The sequence below is a fragment of the Legionella nigrisilvae genome (genome assembly GCF_977063395.2).
This window is the reverse complement of record NZ_CDRUGZ020000042.1, coordinates 374028-392128: the sequence shown is the minus strand read 5'-3', so window position 1 is coordinate 392128 and position 18101 is coordinate 374028. Positions and strand designations below refer to the sequence as shown.

Sequence of the window (18101 nt, the reverse complement as noted above, 5' to 3'; positions counted from 1 at the left end):
TGTGTGGCAATTAAGGAGACGTATTTTCTCCCACCAGTTCTTTGATGACTTCAAAAGTCTGATGAATTAGTTTTTCTTTGTTCTCAAGTGTAAATTGTGATGCATCAATTGCCTTGCCTATATGGATTTCTGCTTTTTGTTTTAGATGAAAATTAAACGTACGTGCGGGTAAAATATTATTAGCACCCCGTATCCCTATAGGAATAATGGTTGCCTTGGACTGAATTGCGGTGATAAATCCTCCCTTTTTAAATGAACCGAGTGTTCCATCTTTGGAGCGAGTTCCTTCCGGAGCTATCCACATAACAATTCCACTTTCCATTAATTGCTTAGCAAATGCTAGGTCCTTTATGGCTTGATATCTATTTTTTCGATCAATAAAGGGAAACTCTGCCGCTTTCATGGCTTGTCCCATTAAAGGAATTTTTGCGAGTTCTTTTTTGGATAGCATGCGAATGGAGTTATTTGGAAAAGCTTTAAATGCGAGAGGAATATCATAAGCACTGGAATGATTGCACATAATAATGGTCGCCTTTCCTGCTTGGGGATGAGTATTAAAAGGGTTAATCACTTTATACTCTACTTGTACTGCATTCAGCAGTTGATCAATCCAATGGTGTAATGCTTTATCCGTCCACTTTCGGTTGAGAGTGCTAAAAAAATATTTAGAAAGACAGCGTGTACTGGTTACTGCTGTGTAAAATATGATCTTACAAAGAATCCAAGCCGTTCGGAATTGATTTATTTTCATTAGCGTTAGGGTTAAGTAAATTCGCGGTAATATAGCGCAAGTTGATACAATTGCCCAGAGAGTTTTTGGTAAGAATATAATCTCGGCATAAGTATCCCTGGTCGCAATCTACTTTAGAAAAATCCTATTGCCCTCCCTAAAGAGTTGAAAAAGGATTCGTTTGGGGGAACCATATGTATGTCAAAACCAGAGGACATGATTTTGTCCTCACCCCAACGTTCCAGCATGTAATTACGGTAATGCATTTCATGTAAATGGCCAATAGCTCCTATTTTTTCTCTTGCTTCATGCTTTCGTTCGTCTTCAATGATCTCAAGGTAACGGAGGTTATAATAGAGATTTTCAGGCATAAATTCCTTCGCTTTCTTAAAGTAAGGAATCGCCTCTTGTTTCTTTTCCTCAAAATAAACAAGGACATCAGCTAGTAAATAATACATTTTTGCCAGAGTTTGGCGCATCTCTTTTGACTTGGACTCATTAAAAGCAATGAAAGCTCGAAGCTCCTTTTTCAATTCTTCTACTTCGTCGGTGTGTTCTTTAAGGAATAGGGTTCGAGTGCTTAAATGATCGTTATAATCAATGGGGACCGCAAGTCGTGCAATCAAACAATCAATCTTACGAAGTAATAATTTATTATAAAGTTGGGTTAACGCACTATTGCTATTAAGGAATAAGTATTCACTAAGTAGATGTTGTGCTTTATTCAATTGAGCTCGATCGGAGTCTTTAGCCGAGTGTATGAGTTCATCAATTATCAAAATAGTCGATGCATAAGTCATGCTTGCCTCCATGACAAGAAAATCATGAGGTTTGATACGTATTATCTTTGACGCAAGGATGATTTGCTCTGCAGCAATTTGTGCTGCTTCAGTTTTTTGACTGAGCAATAGTTCTTTTACTCGAGATTCATTGGCATTAAATTGAGTGCAATAATGTTCTCGTAAGCGCTCAAGCCCGTGTTTATTAAATTTGAAATTAGGATGACTTGTATACAAAGTATCTGCGTCTTGAAACCGATTGTTTTCAATGGCAGAGTCAAATTGATGTAAAATCCATTCTTCTTTTATTGTGATATCCTGCATTGAATCCTCTTGATCAAGAATCTGGGGTTCAAGTCGGACGGCTTGGGCTAAACACTCAAGAGTTTGATTACCAATAAGTAGTTTGGTTATCCCCCATTTACTTCTTTCCCTTTTAGCATCGTTTATATAAGATTTAGCGACTTGGATGCGTAATTGGGGATAGGGTATCAAATAAACTGCTTGTTCTTCGTTGTCAAAATTAGCTTTGATGTAATCAACAGCTTGTTCCTGATCGCTCATATTGGGTGATAAAAATAATGCAGCGATAAGCTCAACTGCAAGTTTTAAGGCTTGGGGATCAAATTGTTCCTGAGTTAAATAATAATCGATAAAAGGTTTTTTAAACTTATGTTTGACTTCGGGAGACCATGCTAATGCTTCGTGGTATTGTTGTTGGGCAGCCAAATGTTGGGCATATGCTTCAGCAAAGAGACTGGATTGAAAACAATTTGCTTTGTTGACGGATTGTCCGTAGTAATGAATTTGGCTGATTGCATCTTTTATTATTTGGTAGTCTTGAGGATCGATGGAGGGAACTAAATAAGCCAAATATTCTTGTATTAAGGTTTGTCCAAAAGGGTACCCTACACGAATGGATGCATTGAATTCTGGAAAACTATGGGAGTGAGTGAGGAAATGACTCATTAATAATCGTTGCAGTTCTTTAGAGGTGTGATTGGTTCTGGGTGAGTGGGTTAATTTTATGAAACGTTTAGAGATTGGGAATCCATCGCTGCTTTTATTCAACTCCTCAGCTTTAAAGCCTTTGATATAGCCAGTATAGGCGATTTTGGCTAAAGTCATTTCTATTCGATTAGGATGGCAATGATTTTCAAAGCCTAACCAACCTTTAAATGATTCAAAAATTGTACGAAACCAACTAACACGAAAAATATCGATTCCATCGGTGTATAATCTTTGCCGCGGATACAGTGTAATTTCTCGCCAAAACGTCTGGTATTCATCTTCATCGAAATCGTAGATAACGAAGTCAGGAAGGTGAATTCTCCCGTTTTCTTGATATTTTCGGACGATATGTCTTGCTAATTTTAAACGCAACATACAAAACCTTAATAAAATTAAGCAATTGTATGTTAATTTAAAATCAAGTATTGAGCAATTGAGTTATATGATGAGCAGGGTAAAGACGTATTTTAGATGCATTGTTGTCTTTGTTGCTGCGTAACTGCTGAAATTAATTTTGGCAATTGGGGCAAAAAAAAGAATTACGGCCAGCAATCATGAGGGATTTGATAGGGTGTTGACAAAGCAAGCAAGGTTGATTTTTTCGACCATACACTTTGAGGGACATACTGAAGTAACCTGGTTTGCCATCAAAAGCATAAAAGTCACGCAGCGTAGTTCCACCGCATAATATTGCCTGTTTGAGTACTTCTTTAATCTGTTTTGTAAGTACCTGACATCTTAATTCAGAGAGCATTTTCGCTGGAGTAGCTGGATGAATATTAGCTAAAAATAGACTTTCAGTAGCATAAATATTTCCGACACCTACTACAATTTCATTATCCATAATCAATGATTTGATGGGTTTATTTTTATTTTTTGCCCTTTGGACTAAGTAATGCCCATTAAATTCATCAGAAAGAGGTTCAGGGCCTAAATGAGCAAATAGTGGATGTTGGTACGGATTTTCATCAATATAAAGAAACAAACCAAAACGCCTAGGATCACAGAAGCGAAGCATACAGCCATTGGTCAACGTTAACAGGATGTGATCGTGCTTTTCTGGTTCACTTTTAGCATCGACTATGCGTAAATGACCTGACATTCCGAGATGGATTGATAGATATCCTTTTGAGAGCTGGATCAGAATATATTTTGCCCTACGAGAAACTCCGACTATTTTTTTGCCAGCACACAATTGATCCAAATTAGGAGGAACAGGGATGCGAAGTTTAGAATTACGCACCGTAACCCCTTTGATTGTTTGTCCTTCGAGATGGGATTTTATTCCTTCTTTTGTAGTTTCAACCTCAGGTAACTCAGGCATTATTTTTGATCGTCATGGTCAATGATTCGGCCCTGACTTTTAGTAGTTATTTCTGTTTTAGCCGGGTTGTTTGGAAATAGATATTGTTTTATGGTTGCGATTATCCAGAGAATGCCCCCAATAAGAAGACCCCAAATCAAAACATAGGAAAACATAAACAGCAGTCCAAAGAATAGTGCAATAGCAACCCCTGCTATTAAGAAGGGCACTATATTCTCAAAAATTTTTCCTAAGGAAAATTTATCGTTCATAACATAATTCCTATATAATTATCTATTAATTATCGGCTACATAATGAAATGTTGCAACGTAAAGAGTAAAATTGTGTTATCCTTAATATGATATAAGGATTTTCTGGAATTCTTATCTGGGTACCCAAACTAAAGGATGAGTTTTTTCTTAATTTGCATTTTGCATTTTGCATTTAAAGTGGAGCTATTATGGTTTTTGGTTATTTAAACCTGTCTTTTTGGGGATATGTGATTGCAACGTTGGTTATGACGCAAATTACTATCGCAGCAGTAACGCTATATCTTCATCGAAATCAAACGCATCGGGCGATGACATTGCATCCTATTGTCAGTCATTTTTTCCGTTTATGGCTGTGGTTAACAACTGGAATGGTTACCGCAGATTGGGTTGCTATTCATCGTAAACATCACGCCTCATCAGATGTTGAGGGGGATCCTCATAGCCCTGTAGTTTTTGGCATCAAAAAAGTATTTTGGCAAGGAGCTGAACTTTATAAAACAGCTCGTAAAGATAAAGAAATGGTAGCTAAGTACTCTCATGGTACTCCCACAGATTGGCTTGAGCGAAAAGTTTATTCTCCTCATTCTGCCAAGGGAATTTTGCTCATGTTACTCATCGATCTCTTCTTATTTGGTGTGCCTGGCATTACGGTCTGGGCAATTCAAATGATGTGGATACCTGTTCATGCCGCTGGGGTCATTAATGGAATTGGTCACCATTGGGGATATAGAAATTTTGAATGTCCCGATGCTGCAAGAAATATTTTCCCCTGGGGTTTTTGGATAGGCGGAGAAGAATTACATAATAATCATCATACTTTTGCTTCTTCTGCAAAGTTCTCGGTTAAATGGTGGGAATTTGATATTGGCTGGATGTACATTCGTATTCTTTCCTTTTTAGGCCTTGCCAAAGTTAAAAAATTACCACCAAAACTGGCTATGGAAAAAGGTAAACTGCAAGTCGATTTAGATACGGTTAAAGCCGTGATCTCGAACCGGTTTCAAGTGATGTCTAATTATTATAAAAGTGTGATTAGACCCATACTGAAACAAGAAAAATATAATAACCTAGAGAGCAAGGAAGAAAAGAAACTTTTTGCGCGTGCTGGAAGTTTATTACGACGTGAAAATTGTCTTTTAAGTAATAAAGCAAAAATCCGTTTGTCTCGTTTGTTAGAAGCTCGTGAACAATTGCGTATTGTTTATGCTTACAAGCAATCATTACAAGGTATTTGGTTGAAGACGGCCTCTACCCAAAAAGAACTTATTGAGGCACTACAGCAATGGTGTCGTCAAGCTGAAGAATCAGGTCTTGATGTATTGAGACAATTTGCACAACAGATCAAAGGATATGTTCCTGTGTATAGATAATTTTTCTATATTTCTCCCTATGTCTTTTCATGAAAGTGAAAGGACAGGGTGAGAAATGGTAATTTTATTTGTTTTTTCATTTTGATTGTCTATAGTAGTATTTTAATCTCGTAATAACAGGGAGTGGTTATGATGAAAGGTGTAGCAATAGTTACTGGTGGTACGGGTGGTATAGGGACAGCCATTTGTCAACGTTTAGCTGCCGATTTTCAGGTTGTAGCGTGTTATTTCAAACATGGAAAGCATGAAGAAGCGAAGCAATGGCAAGAGGAACAAAAAAAGCTCGGTTATGATATAGATATCGTTTACGGTGATATCGCACAATTTGCAGATTGTGAAAAAATATTGGCTTTAGTCATGGAGCGTTATGGCCGAGTTGACGTTCTAGTTAATAATGCCGGGGTTACTCAAGATTGTAGTTTACGAAAAATGACTCCCGAGCAATGGCAATGTGTGATTGATGCCAATCTAACCAGCGTATTTAATATGACTCGCAATACAATCCCTGTAATGCTCGATAAAGGTTATGGTCGGATTATTAGCATTTCTTCAATTAATGGACGAAAAGGTCAATTTGGCCAATGTAATTATGCTTCGACCAAGTCTGCGCTCTATGGGTTTACTAAAAGTCTTGCCTTGGAAGTAGCAAATAAAGGCATCACTGTGAATACGGTTTCTCCTGGTTATATCGAAACTCCTATGCTTGCTTCTGTGAAAGAAGAAGTACTCAAATCAATTATCTCAAATATTCCTGTTGGCCGTTTAGGGTATCCAAAAGAGATCGCTGATGCGGTGGCTTTTTTAGCATCTTCGGAAAGTGGATTTATTACTGGTGCGAACTTAGATATTAATGGCGGACAGTATATGTAAAGTTTAGCCCAGGAGGGTGACTCTTGGGCAGTAAAGTCATTTTTTCATTAATTCTCACAACTTTCTAACTCATAGAGAACCATATGCAACATAATAATATTGTATTGATTACTGGTGGTACTGGCGATATCGGCACTGCAATCGCGAAAGAATTGAACTCCTCTTACAAACATATTTTTGCACTTGATTTAATTTCTGAGGATGAAGGAAAAGCATGGAAAAAAGAACGAGTAGATGAAGGTCATAAGAATATCTATTTTCGTCATATGGACGTAACCGATTATGAGCAATGCGGAAAGGTTATTTCTTCCATTATTGAAGAGTACGGTAATATTGATGCGTTAATTAATAATGCAGGAATTACTCGGGATGCTGTATTTACAAAAATGACTAAGCAGCAATGGGATGAAGTATTAACTGTGAACCTCGATGGTATGTTTAATGTAACTCGCCATGTAGTAGAAAACATGAAAGAGCATGAGTCCGGTCGGATCGTGAATGTTTCTTCGGTGAATGCTCAAAAAGGACAATTTTCACAAGTAAACTATGCCGCATCCAAAGCAGGAGTTTATGGTTTTACTAAGAGTTTGGCGCAAGAGCTAATGAGTAAAAACATCACTGTGAACAGTCTTTCTCCCGGTTATGTAGATACTCGATTAATGAAAGGTATTCGTCCAGATATTTTAGAAGGAATCATTGCGCAAATTCCTGCTAAACGTTTAGCACAAACTCAAGAAATTGCTTGGGCTGTAGAATTTCTAATTAGTGAAAAGAGTCGATATATTACCGGAGCTAATCTGAGCGTCAACGGTGGTCTCCACATGTATTAAAATGCTATCTTCCTTATTATAAAGACTTCTTCCTGTTTCAGGAGAGGCAATAGATTCATCTCTATTCAGTTAAGGAATTATTGTTGTTTGTATCCAACGGTCTATCCGCAGGAACCCTTAGGCAGAACCTTAAACTTAAATGGCGATGAAGAATAGGGTGATATTTTTACCCTCACCTAACATAAAGAGAAAACTATGACTCGATTAATAAAAAAATACAAAAATCGTCGGCTTTATGATACTGAAACAAGTCAGTATATAACCCTAGAAGAGTTACAGCGCTATGTTGTAGAGGGAAAGCAATTTAAAGTGGAAGATTCCTTAACCGGAAATGACATCACCAACTCTATTTTATTACAAATTATTGTTGAGATGGAGGCAGGTTCAACCCAATTTTTATCTTCAGAGATATTACGGCAAATTATTGCTCTCGCAAATCATCCAATGCATGCTTCTTTAAAACAGATGATGGAGCAAATGTTCCAAGCGATGGAGAAACCTTTACAAAATAATCCCTACCGCCAGGCTACTGAAACATGGAATCAACAAATGCAAACCATGATGCAACAATGGCAAAATTTATTTAAAGGTTGAGCGGGAAAGTGTTCTTTAAATAGAAAGGGAAACCCACGCATTCATTTTTATGCTGCATTGCAAAAAATATTTGTCTAACCCATTGACATATGTGGACTCTATGGACTAATATTAAATTGTGCAATGCAACATAGAGGAGAATATCATGACTCAACAAAATTTTGAAAGATGGACTGAAATAGCAAAAAAACTTCAAGAGCCTTTTCAAGCCATGGCTGAATTAAATGTAAAAACCTTACAAGGTATGAATTATCTCAAACCTGAAGAGATCGCGGGTATTAAAAAACCTGAAGAACTATTGGAAAAGCAAATTAATGTAGCTGTTGAAAATGGCCACAAAGCTTTAGATTATATGCAAAAATCTTTTCAAATTGTTGAAAAGGCTATGTTAGGTTTCGTTCAAGAAGCTAAAAAAGCATCTGAAGTTAAACATTAGTTATATCTTTTAAAAGCAGCGCTAACATTCAGTTGGTGCTGCTTTTAAGTTTCCTAATCATCTTATCCTTAAATCTTCCATCCATGCAATTAATCTTGATGCTGTTTCTTATAAATCCATTCTCACTCATCTATTTGGATACTTTCAACTCTCATTATTTCACAGTAGATGATTTTCAATTAATCCTTATGTCTTAATACACCCACTAACAGTTGATTAAACTTTAACAAAACTAGTCAAATAATAGATTGTTTCTGGGTGGGGGTAGAAAAGTGCTTTTTTAGTTCTCCACAAGAGGATACAATGTTCAAGATGAGAATGATTCTATGAATAAGACTACTAAAATGGGGGCATTGATTGAGTGATCATTTTTCGTTATTTAGCTAAAGAAGTGTTTCTCACTTTGATCGCGCTAACCTCCATACTGGTATTAATTTTTCTGAGCAACCAATTCATACAATATCTAAATCGGGCAGCCTCCGGAAATATTCCTGGTGTCATTATTATGAAGTTAATGGTACTTGAATTGCCTACTTTACTCAGCTTGTTGATACCATTGGGTTTTTATATTGCCATGTTACTCGCTTACGGGCGTTTATACGCGGAAAGTGAGATGACTGTATTACGTGCCTGTGGATATGGACCCAATCAATTACTAAAACATAGTTTTATCATGGCTACAGTAGTGGCAATTATTGTGGCAATAGTAATGATTTGGGTGAGTCCTTTGATTTATATTGAACGTTCTAAGCTGTTACGCACCACAGGGATTCAAACCTTGGTACAAACTATCATGCCCGGACGCTTTCATGCGATTAATGGAGGCCGGGAAGTATTTTACGTCCAGTCTATGAGCCGGGATCATGCTAAAGCGGAACAGGTATTTCTGGCAAAACGGAGTGTTATCGATAAACAAATACGATGGGATGTATTATGGGCAGACCAAGCCTTTGCCGAAACGGATGCAAAAACAGGTGAGGACTATATCATTCTGCAAAATGGTAAAGAATATCAGGGAATTCCAGGCCATGCTGATTATCAAGTTGCGGAATTTGGTGAATATAAAGCGCGATTACCCCATCCTGTAATGAAGGCATCTGAAGATCTCCGTACAATGAGTACCGCAAGTCTATTACCTTATAATAATGAAAGTCCTGCTAAAGCAGCTGAGTTACAATGGCGTATATCTGTACCCGTCATGGTCTTTACTTTAACTTTGATTGCAGTTCCTTTGAGCCGAATAAATCCACGTTCTGGTAAATACGCCAAGTTACTACCCGCAATCATTGTTTACATTCTCTATGCTAATTTTTTGTTTATCGGACGTGATGCAATGATTTCCGGAAAAACACCTCAGTGGATGGGTTTATGGTGGGTGCATCTTATTATAGGTCTCTTTGGACTATTCCTAATCTGGCGTGATCGGGTGAAGCTGGCATGAGTATGAAAATACTAGATCGCTATATTGCGAAAACTGTTCTTGGCTCCATTGCTTTAGTCACGCTGATGTTAGTAGGTTTAGAGATTTTTATTTTATTCGTAGGCGAAATTAGTGACTTGGGCCGAGTTGATTACGGTATCGTACAAGCAACGTTTTTTATCTTGTTACAAATGCCCTATCAAGTGTATTTATTTTTCCCTATGGCAAGCCTTTTAGGCTCTTTAATTGGCCTGGGTATTTTAGCCAATAATAGCGAATTAGTAGTGATGCGCGCCTCAGGTATGTCTATAGGACAAATAACTTGGGCCGTTTTAAAAGCATCTTTATTACTTATTGTGATAGTTACTGCACTTGGCGAAACCGTAGTACCTTACTTAGCCCATTATGGCAATGACTATAAATCTGCGGCAGTGAGTGGAGGTCAAACATTAAGAACCTCAAAAGGCTTTTGGTTGCGTCATGGCAATGATTTTATTTCTGTGGGTTTGATACGCTCTAATAATACCCTAAACAACATTTATCAGTTCCATTTTGATGCCCATCATCATTTAAGAATGTCGCGTTTTATTCGCGAAGCGAAATATACCCCAACAGGTTGGGTGGCCTATAATGTGCAACAATCCGATTTTGGTGCGGATAAAATCACAGCTCGAACGATTCCTTCTCTTCCTTGGGAGATCTCTGTAAAGCCCAAAATCTTGATGATTAGCAGTAGCGATCCCGATGAGATGACTCTGAAAGAACTAAATCGTTATATACGTGAGCAAAAGCGAAATCATCAAAATGTGCATAACTATCAATTCGCTTTTTTACAACGAATTATTCAACCCTTTACGACCATGGTAATGATGATTCTCTCTATTCCCTTTATCTTTGGGCCACTGCGCTCAAGCACGATGGGATCAAAATTGTTAGTGGGGGCTGCGGTCGGTTTTAGCTTTCATATTGTAAGCCGTTTTTTTGGTCCTCTAAGCACAGTTTTTCAATTGCCATCTGAATTAGCTGCCTTAGGACCTACCTTTATTTTTGCGTTATTGGGTCTATATTTGATGCGAAGAGTTAGGTAAATGACCTAAACAGGCGTTGATGCCCCTTGAGCTTCTACTCATATTCTTATTGTGGTAAAATATTGTACACCCCATGTGAAATCCTAAAAATATGAAAATTCAGTGCAAGTTTTGTCGACAGCGCATGGAACCCACTGTTTGTTGGGAAAAAAGATTAGTTACTACGGATCAAGCAGTATATTATTGCAGTTTATGCAAATCACAATTATTTGTTTTAGGTGGTTTTATGGATAAACCATTTTGGCAGAGACCCATATATTTATGGTTTTGTGGTTCATTAATCATCGATTTGATTGACTATTGGGAAAAAGCAAAAAATCTTTTAAGTGAGATGCATCTTGGTAAATTAGCTTACCTTGTTTTATCCATAATTTTGACACTAATTGCTTATTTCTTTTTGAAGTAAAGAGCCTGTGACGATGCGAGATTTTTGTAGCTTGGATTCCGCTTTGCTGCATCAAGGATTATACCACTTGTCCAGCGGCCCATCCCGATGACCAAGCCCATTGAAAATTATATCCTCCTAACCAACCAGTAACGTCTAAGGCTTCGCCAATGAAATAAAGGCCAGGGGTATCTTGAGCTTCCATTGTTTTAGAAGAAATGGCATGGCAATCTACACCGCCAAGAGTTACTTCAGCAGTACGATATCCTTCAGTCCCATTTGGTTTTACAATCCAGGAGTTGAGTTGTTTTGCTATAGATTCGAAATCACGATTTGATAAATCTGCAAGTTTCTTATCAGCAAGTTCTGGAGAAATAAATAATTCAATAACTCGTTTGGGCAAATGAGTGGACAAGATTGAGTTTAATTGTTTTTGTGGTTTTTCTAGACGTACTTTTTTTAAGTACTCCAATACATTGATTTCAGGTAATAAATTAATACAAATGCATTCTCCAGGATGCCAGTAGGAAGACAATTGCAAAATGGCAGGGCCACTCAAACCGCGATGGGTGAATAAGGTATTTTCACGAAATTCTATGCGGGCATTACTAACTAAACTATCAATACCAATCCCAGAAAGCAGAGCGGCTCGTTCTTTTTCCAATACATCCAAAGTAAGAGGAACCAGCCCGGCACGAGTGGGCCATACTTTTATCCCAAATTGTTCTGCAACTTTATAGGCAAATGGACTTGCTCCCATTGTAGGGATGGATAAACCACCACTGGCAATGATCAAAGACTCACAGCTCAATATGCCCTTGGTGGTTTGTAGTTTAAATTGGTATGATTTTTCAATCTGTTCTATGCGGGTATTAAGTTGAATAGCTGCACCTACAGCAGCACATTCTTTAAGCAGCATATCAACAATATCTTTCGATTTATTATCACAAAATAATTGACCTAAGGTTTTTTCATGGAAAGGAATTTTATGTTTTTTAACGAGTTCGATAAAGTTCCATTGAGTGTAGCGTGTTAAGGCAGATTTTAAAAAATGGGGATTATTTGAGGTGTATTTTTCAGGTTCAATATAATAGTTAGTAAAATTACACCGGCCCCCGCCTGACATTAAAATTTTTTTTCCAACTTTATTCGCATGATCTAACACTAGAACTCTACGATGACGTTTTCCTGCTTCAATCGCACACATTAAACCTGCGGCGCCTGCACCAATAATAATGACATCAACTGCTTCCATCTCGGATCGACTTGTTTTAAAACGTAAACATGCAAGATTAACACGCGTTAAGCGGGATTCAAAGATTTCTTATTGCCCTACGTGAGATTCTTTTATACAATCACTTAACGTACTAATTTTTAATACATTTTATGTATATCCTTAACCACCTATTAGCTATCTTATTGGGTATAACCATCTTACCTTTGCGCATATTTGCATACAATACGTTGTTTGCAATCTTTGCGACGCTTATTGGGGTGGGAGCTGTAATACACCTTCCTCTAGCCTTTGCCTATACGTTTAAAAATGAGGGTATGTCGCCCACAATGAATTTTCTGCTGACTATGTTGGTTGTAGTGCCAATGACAGTAGCGACTATTTCAATCGTTTTTGCAATGACTGCGACTTATTTAATATACGATACGGTACTTGGAATGCTCGAATCGTTTTGGCTGGGTTTTAGAAGTGGTTTGCTTTATGAAATGGAGGGTTTTGGAAATGCATATCGTACCCAAACTTTGAGTTCAGATTTATTTGTACAGCTAAGAGCTTTTATTGATTGGGTCAATGAAGAAGAATCAATTGATGAGGTCGATTTTGATGGGTTTCAACGTATTAGAGGAGAATTACAAGACGTTGTCGTAGTACATGAAGATCTAGAGGTTCCGGATTTGGAACAGAAAAACCCTAAGAAACTTTCCAAATTATTAGATAAAACCCAGTTACAACAAATTGAAAAACTTATAAATGTTTTGACCCAGCCCAAAAAACCTTTATCACATCAAGAAAAACAACAGTTAGAATCTTTAAAAAAGTTGTATATGCAATATAACGATTTGTCGAAGAAACTAGAGGAGGTACGTGTTGCTTTAGAACAAGATGATAAAACTCAAATTAAGGATGAAATAATTGCTTATAATGAAGTGGAAACTCCCATTTTATTGGTAAAACAATATAAAAATGACCAGGATGACAAATGGTATAATGTCCCTGCGAACAGTTATGTAACAGATAAAGAAAGTTTATTACAGTGGTTAAAACTGAAACCGCGCCATCCTCTCAATAAAGATTTGTTGAAAAAACCAGACTTTTATAACGGCATGACTACCCGGTATATCTGGTATGTTCTTACCTTAGAAGATTGCACTTCGCAAGAGCTAGATGAGGCGGCTGCACAAATGTCTGTTTTAGTTGAGGCTTTGCAGCCTTTAGTATCGGATACGCAAAAAATAGAATTGGGGCTGGGTTCTTCTTCACAATCATTTTTTAGTTCCGGACTTCAAATACCTCCATCCGATCCTGGTCCTGCACTTAAACCCTTTAAAAGTGGTCAAGTATAAGCAAGTCTCTTTTGCAAAGAATTATTTTCTTTTTTATCTGGATTATAATCACAATATTAATTTAAGCTTATACTGTAAGTATTCAGCGATCTATTTAAGGACAATCATCATGAATGAACTTGATATTTTACAATTATTTTATGATGAGATGAAAAATCGTAGTGCCACTCGAGATCAAGTCTTTTTGAACATGGAAGAGGATGCTGCGGCAATACTTTCCCAAAAGTTAGGACAGTCGGTATCCGTTGCAGATCTACAAAAATTAACGGATATATGTATTGCTAATGAATGGCTGGAGCGAACGACTGCAGATCCTAATTATAAATATTTATCGTTAACTGAAGCAGGATTACAGACTATTTTAGCTAATCAGTACAGTTAATTGTGCATTAAGGGTATAAACTTTAAGCAAAAGTAGGTAAAATACGTCAATTTTATTCTTTTTTGTTGTTAATATGCCAAAACGAACCGATATTAAATCCATTCTCATCCTGGGAGCAGGCCCTATTGTAATAGGACAAGCTTGTGAATTTGACTACTCAGGTACCCAAGCGGTGCGTGCCCTCCGGGAGGAAGGGTATCGGGTGATCTTGGTGAACTCCAATCCTGCCACCATTATGACCGATCCAGAACTTGCAGACGCCACCTATGTGGAACCAGTGTCCTGGAAAGAGGTCGCTCGTATCATTGAAATTGAACGTCCAGATGCGCTGTTACCTACAATGGGGGGGCAAACAGCTCTAAACTGTGCTTTGGATTTAGTACGCGAAGGAATCTTAGCAAAATATAATGTTGAAATGATTGGCGCAACCCGAGAAGCGATTGATCGGGCTGAAGATAGAGAAAAATTCCGTCAATTAATGATCAAAATTGGTTTGGATATGCCTCGCTCAGCGATTGCTCATAGCCTGGAGGAAGCAATTCAGGTACAAGCGCAGCTCGGTTATCCAGCAATTATTCGCCCATCATTTACCATGGGGGGTAGTGGGGGTGGTATTGCCTATAATCGTGAAGAATTTGAAGAAATTTGTACGCGAGGGTTGGAGTTGTCACCTACCCATGAGTTATTGATTGATGAGTCAGTGCTTGGGTGGAAAGAGTTCGAAATGGAAGTAGTCCGCGACAAAAATGATAATTGTATTATTGTCTGCACCATTGAAAATTTTGATCCTATGGGTGTCCATACTGGAGATTCGATTACAGTAGCTCCGGCGCAAACGCTCACTGACAAAGAATATCAGCGAATGCGGGATGCGGCTATTAAAGTATTAAGAGCAGTAGGAGTGGATACCGGCGGTTCGAATGTACAATTTGCCGTTAATCCTGAAGATGGAAGAATGTTGGTGGTTGAAATGAACCCCAGGGTTTCTCGAAGTTCTGCGTTAGCATCTAAGGCAACTGGATTTCCTATTGCGAAGGTCGCAGCCAAACTGGCTGTAGGTTATACTCTCGATGAGTTAAAAAATGAAATTACCGGTGGGAAGACTCCTGCATCATTTGAACCCAGTATTGATTATGTAGTGACTAAGGTCCCTCGCTTTAATTTCGATAAATTTCCCCAAACTTCAACCACATTGACCACGCAGATGAAATCTGTGGGCGAGGTTATGGCCATTGGATCCAATTTTCAGGAATCATTACAAAAGGCAATTCGTGGTTTAGAAATAGGGCGCTGTGGTCTGCATTCTTTATTTCCAAAAGGTGATTTAGCACGTTTAAGAGGACATTTGCGAGAACCAACTCCTGATAGACTTTGGTATATCGCTGATGCATTTAGAAATAATATGTCTCTTGAAGAAGTTCATCAGGAAAGCCGGGTTGATCCCTGGTTTTTAGCGCAAGTCGAGGAACTGATTGCTTTAGAACGTTCTGTAACAGGTAAGGCATTGGCAGATATCGATACTTTTACGTTACGCTTGTTGAAGCGAAAGGGTTTTGCCGATGCGTACCTAGCCCAAATATGGGCCTGCCCTGAAGAGCAGGTTCGCACACGACGCAAAGAGCTAGGCATTGTTCCTGTTTATAAGCGCATTGATTCATGTGCTGGTGAATTCCCAAGTGATACGGCCTATATGTATTCCTGTTATGAAACTCGTTGTGAGTCTCGGCCTGATACAGACAAGAAAAAGATCATGATTCTTGGTGGAGGTCCTAACCGTATTGGTCAGGGAATAGAATTTGATTATTGTTGTGTGCATGCAGCGATGGCGCTTAGAGAAAGCGGGTGCCAGACGATTATGGTCAATTGCAATCCCGAAACAGTTTCTACAGATTTTGATACCTCGGATCGGTTGTATTTTGAACCAGTAACCTTAGAAGATGTTTTAGGAATTGTCGATGTAGAAAAACCAGACGGAGTGATTGTTCATTACGGTGGACAAACCCCTTTAAAATTAGCACGCGCTTTAGAAGCTAACGGTGTTAAAATTATTGGAACCTCCCCGGACGCCATTGATAGAGCGGAAGATAGAGACCGGTTTCAAAAATTAGTCACTGAATTAAAATTACATCAACCCGATAATGGCACGGTGCGGAGTGAGGCAGAAGCCATAGCTTTAGCAAATAAAATTGGTTATCCGTTGGTTGTTAGACCTTCCTATGTTCTCGGTGGTCGAGCTATGGAAGTTGTCTATCAAGAAGATGATTTACGACATTATCTATCGCATGCAGTTGCGGTATCTAATGACTCTCCCGTTTTATTGGATAAATTTTTAAATGATGCAATTGAAGTAGATATTGATGCGGTTTGTGATGGTAAAGAAGTATTGATTGGTGCTGTAATGGAGCATATAGAACAAGCGGGTATTCATTCAGGAGATTCTGCTTGTACGTTACCTCCATTTAGCTTAAGTGTTGTGGTGCAACAAGACCTAATGGAACAAATGCGGCAAATGGCTTTAAATTTAGGTGTTGTCGGTTTGATTAATGCACAATTTGCAATTCAAGCGGATGACATTTATGTCTTGGAAGTCAATCCAAGGGCCTCAAGAACAGTTCCTTTTGTTTCCAAAGCGACAGGATTGCCTTTGGCTAAAATCGCTGCTCTTTGTAAATTGGGTGTTAGTTTGAAAGAACAAGGATTAAGCAGCCAAAATCACCATATGCCATCGTTTTATTCCATTAAACTTCCGGTATTTCCTTTCATCAAATTCTCTGGAGTAGATTCTATTCTGGGGCCAGAAATGAAATCTACGGGTGAAGTGATGGGTATTGCCAGACGTTTCGGACAAGCTTATGCTAAAGCACAATTGGGTGCTGGTTGCAACATAGCTAAACGACGTCGCGCTTTTGTCTCTGTTCGAGATGCAGATAAAACACGAGTGGGTGAAATTGCTAAACGGTTAATTGAATTGGGTTTTGAAATAATTGCAACGCGCGGTACTGCATTGGCCTTGCAAGCAGCAGGTGTCGATTGCCGTAGAGTATTTAAAGTGAACGAAGGGCGTCCCCACGTTTTAGATTTTATAAAAAATAATGAAATTGATTTTATTGTAAATACAACTGAGGGTAAGCAAGCTATTGCCGATTCATTTGCAATCAGGCGCAATGCATTGCAACACAAGGTTAGCTATACTACAACTTTGTCAGGAGCTGAGGCAGCTTGCTTGGCTATGAAATATGAAGATAGAGAAACTGTGACCCGATTGCAGGATTTACATTAAAAAATCGTAGGGGTAAAGCACAGCGTAATCGGGTTGCTTTTTACAAGTAACCCGTTATGGCTGATGTCCTCATCCCTGCTACGATCTTACAATGGTTTAACTTAATGTGAAAAGCTCTTTTTCTTGTTGTTTTGGAGAAAAAGTAGAATTACCAGGGAATTATTATTTTGAGGTAGATATGAGTAAACACCCCATGACATTACAAGGTGCCCAAGCACTGAAAGAAGAATTACATCGTTTAAAATTTATTGATAGACCTCGTATAGTTGAGGCGATAGCGACAGCACGAGCTCACGGTGATTTGAAAGAAAATGCCGAATATCATGCGGCTCGAGAACAGCAAAGCTTTAATGAGGGCCGTATTCAGGAGCTGGAAGCTAAATTATCTCATGCACAAATTATTGATATCAGCAAGCTTCCCAATAATGGTAAGGTAGTTTTTGGCGCTACAGTGACTGTCTGTCATGTCTCATCAGATGCTACCCTCACCTACAAAATTGTGGGTGAAGATGAGGCGGATATTAAACAAAATAAAATTTCTTATAGTTCTCCAATCGGTCGTGCTCTAATTGGTAAGGAATTGGACGATGCAGTAACAGTAAATACACCCGGCGGAATGGTGGATTATGAAATTATTGATGTACAATACGTCTAATGACCCTAAAAACTAGATCTCCCAAAATGGAACCTGGGCATCACCACAAAGCCCAGGTTTTGAATCGTTATGTTCACTAAATCGATAACCAAGTTTTATACAATAGTTTCACATTCTT

Annotated in this window: 17 protein-coding genes; 12 read left to right on the top strand and 5 right to left on the bottom strand. The window is 38.3% G+C overall.

Features of this window, described 5'->3' with window-relative positions:
* Positions 1 to 10 precede the first annotated feature (10 nt).
* The 4 genes from ACWTE2_RS29975 to ACWTE2_RS29960 all read right to left on the bottom strand — a co-directional run bounded on the left by ACWTE2_RS29975 (position 11) and on the right by ACWTE2_RS29960 (position 4095).
* Positions 11 to 751 (bottom strand): lysophospholipid acyltransferase family protein, encoded by a 741-nt coding sequence (locus ACWTE2_RS29975; protein ID WP_182392448.1) that lies wholly within the window; start codon positions 749 to 751, stop codon positions 11 to 13.
* A gap of 113 nt (positions 752 to 864) precedes the next feature.
* Complete coding sequence (locus tag ACWTE2_RS29970; protein WP_454785629.1) at positions 865 to 2895, bottom strand: hypothetical protein; 2031 nt, start codon at positions 2893 to 2895, stop codon at positions 865 to 867.
* Positions 2896 to 3028: 133 nt separating this feature from the next.
* Positions 3029 to 3844, bottom strand: a complete 816-nt coding sequence (gene mutM, locus ACWTE2_RS29965) for a bifunctional DNA-formamidopyrimidine glycosylase/DNA-(apurinic or apyrimidinic site) lyase (RefSeq protein ID WP_454785628.1) — start codon at positions 3842 to 3844, stop codon at positions 3029 to 3031.
* Entirely contained in the window at positions 3844 to 4095 is a 252-nt protein-coding gene (locus ACWTE2_RS29960) for a hypothetical protein (protein WP_454785627.1), read from the bottom strand. The genes mutM and ACWTE2_RS29960 overlap by 1 nt, the downstream gene beginning before the upstream one ends.
* A gap of 189 nt (positions 4096 to 4284) precedes the next feature.
* Here ACWTE2_RS29960 and ACWTE2_RS29955 point away from each other — a divergent pair, with 189 nt between their 5' ends.
* From ACWTE2_RS29955 to ACWTE2_RS29920, 8 genes are all read left to right on the top strand, one after another.
* The gene (locus ACWTE2_RS29955; protein ID WP_454785626.1) at positions 4285 to 5466 is read left to right on the top strand and encodes a DesA family fatty acid desaturase; all 1182 of its coding nucleotides are present in this window, start codon (positions 4285 to 4287) and stop codon (positions 5464 to 5466) included.
* Positions 5467 to 5595: 129 nt separating this feature from the next.
* Positions 5596 to 6336: an acetoacetyl-CoA reductase gene (phbB, locus tag ACWTE2_RS29950; protein WP_454785625.1), complete on the top strand. Its 741-nt coding sequence runs from the start codon at positions 5596 to 5598 to the stop codon at positions 6334 to 6336.
* An 83-nt stretch (positions 6337 to 6419) separates the two neighbouring features.
* Positions 6420 to 7166, top strand: a complete 747-nt coding sequence (gene phbB / locus ACWTE2_RS29945) for an acetoacetyl-CoA reductase (RefSeq protein ID WP_182392454.1) — start codon at positions 6420 to 6422, stop codon at positions 7164 to 7166.
* Between the two features lie 195 nt (positions 7167 to 7361).
* On the top strand, positions 7362 to 7760 hold the full coding sequence (locus ACWTE2_RS29940; protein WP_454785624.1) for a polyhydroxyalkanoate synthesis regulator DNA-binding domain-containing protein: 399 nt from the start codon (positions 7362 to 7364) through the stop codon (positions 7758 to 7760).
* Between the two features lie 145 nt (positions 7761 to 7905).
* On the top strand, positions 7906 to 8196 hold the full coding sequence (locus ACWTE2_RS29935; protein WP_454785623.1) for a phasin family protein: 291 nt from the start codon (positions 7906 to 7908) through the stop codon (positions 8194 to 8196).
* A gap of 361 nt (positions 8197 to 8557) precedes the next feature.
* Entirely contained in the window at positions 8558 to 9637 is a 1080-nt protein-coding gene (gene lptF / locus ACWTE2_RS29930) for an LPS export ABC transporter permease LptF (RefSeq protein WP_454785622.1), read from the top strand.
* On the top strand, positions 9634 to 10704 hold the full coding sequence (lptG, locus tag ACWTE2_RS29925) for an LPS export ABC transporter permease LptG (RefSeq protein WP_454785621.1): 1071 nt from the start codon (positions 9634 to 9636) through the stop codon (positions 10702 to 10704). Before lptF ends, lptG begins: the two co-directional genes overlap by 4 nt.
* Positions 10705 to 10828: 124 nt before the next feature.
* The gene (locus ACWTE2_RS29920; protein WP_454785620.1) at positions 10829 to 11110 is read left to right on the top strand and encodes a hypothetical protein; all 282 of its coding nucleotides are present in this window, start codon (positions 10829 to 10831) and stop codon (positions 11108 to 11110) included.
* A gap of 58 nt (positions 11111 to 11168) precedes the next feature.
* Here the strand turns inward: ACWTE2_RS29920 and ACWTE2_RS29915 are convergent, their stop codons facing one another.
* Positions 11169 to 12344 (bottom strand): BaiN/RdsA family NAD(P)/FAD-dependent oxidoreductase, encoded by a 1176-nt coding sequence (locus tag ACWTE2_RS29915; RefSeq protein WP_454785619.1) that lies wholly within the window; start codon positions 12342 to 12344, stop codon positions 11169 to 11171.
* Positions 12345 to 12553: 209 nt separating this feature from the next.
* Here ACWTE2_RS29915 and ACWTE2_RS29910 point away from each other — a divergent pair, with 209 nt between their 5' ends.
* From ACWTE2_RS29910 to greA, 4 genes are all read left to right on the top strand, one after another.
* On the top strand, positions 12554 to 13666 hold the full coding sequence (locus ACWTE2_RS29910) for a coiled coil protein (protein ID WP_454785618.1): 1113 nt from the start codon (positions 12554 to 12556) through the stop codon (positions 13664 to 13666).
* Positions 13667 to 13775: 109 nt separating this feature from the next.
* On the top strand, positions 13776 to 14048 hold the full coding sequence (locus tag ACWTE2_RS29905) for a hypothetical protein (RefSeq protein WP_454785617.1): 273 nt from the start codon (positions 13776 to 13778) through the stop codon (positions 14046 to 14048).
* A 73-nt stretch (positions 14049 to 14121) separates the two neighbouring features.
* Positions 14122 to 17328 carry a carbamoyl-phosphate synthase large subunit gene (carB, locus tag ACWTE2_RS29900; protein ID WP_454785616.1) on the top strand — a complete coding sequence of 1069 codons (3207 nt, stop codon included), beginning with the start codon at positions 14122 to 14124 and terminating at the stop codon, positions 17326 to 17328.
* A gap of 178 nt (positions 17329 to 17506) precedes the next feature.
* The gene (gene greA, locus ACWTE2_RS29895; protein WP_182392464.1) at positions 17507 to 17983 is read left to right on the top strand and encodes a transcription elongation factor GreA; all 477 of its coding nucleotides are present in this window, start codon (positions 17507 to 17509) and stop codon (positions 17981 to 17983) included.
* Positions 17984 to 18101: the final 118 nt, after the last annotated feature.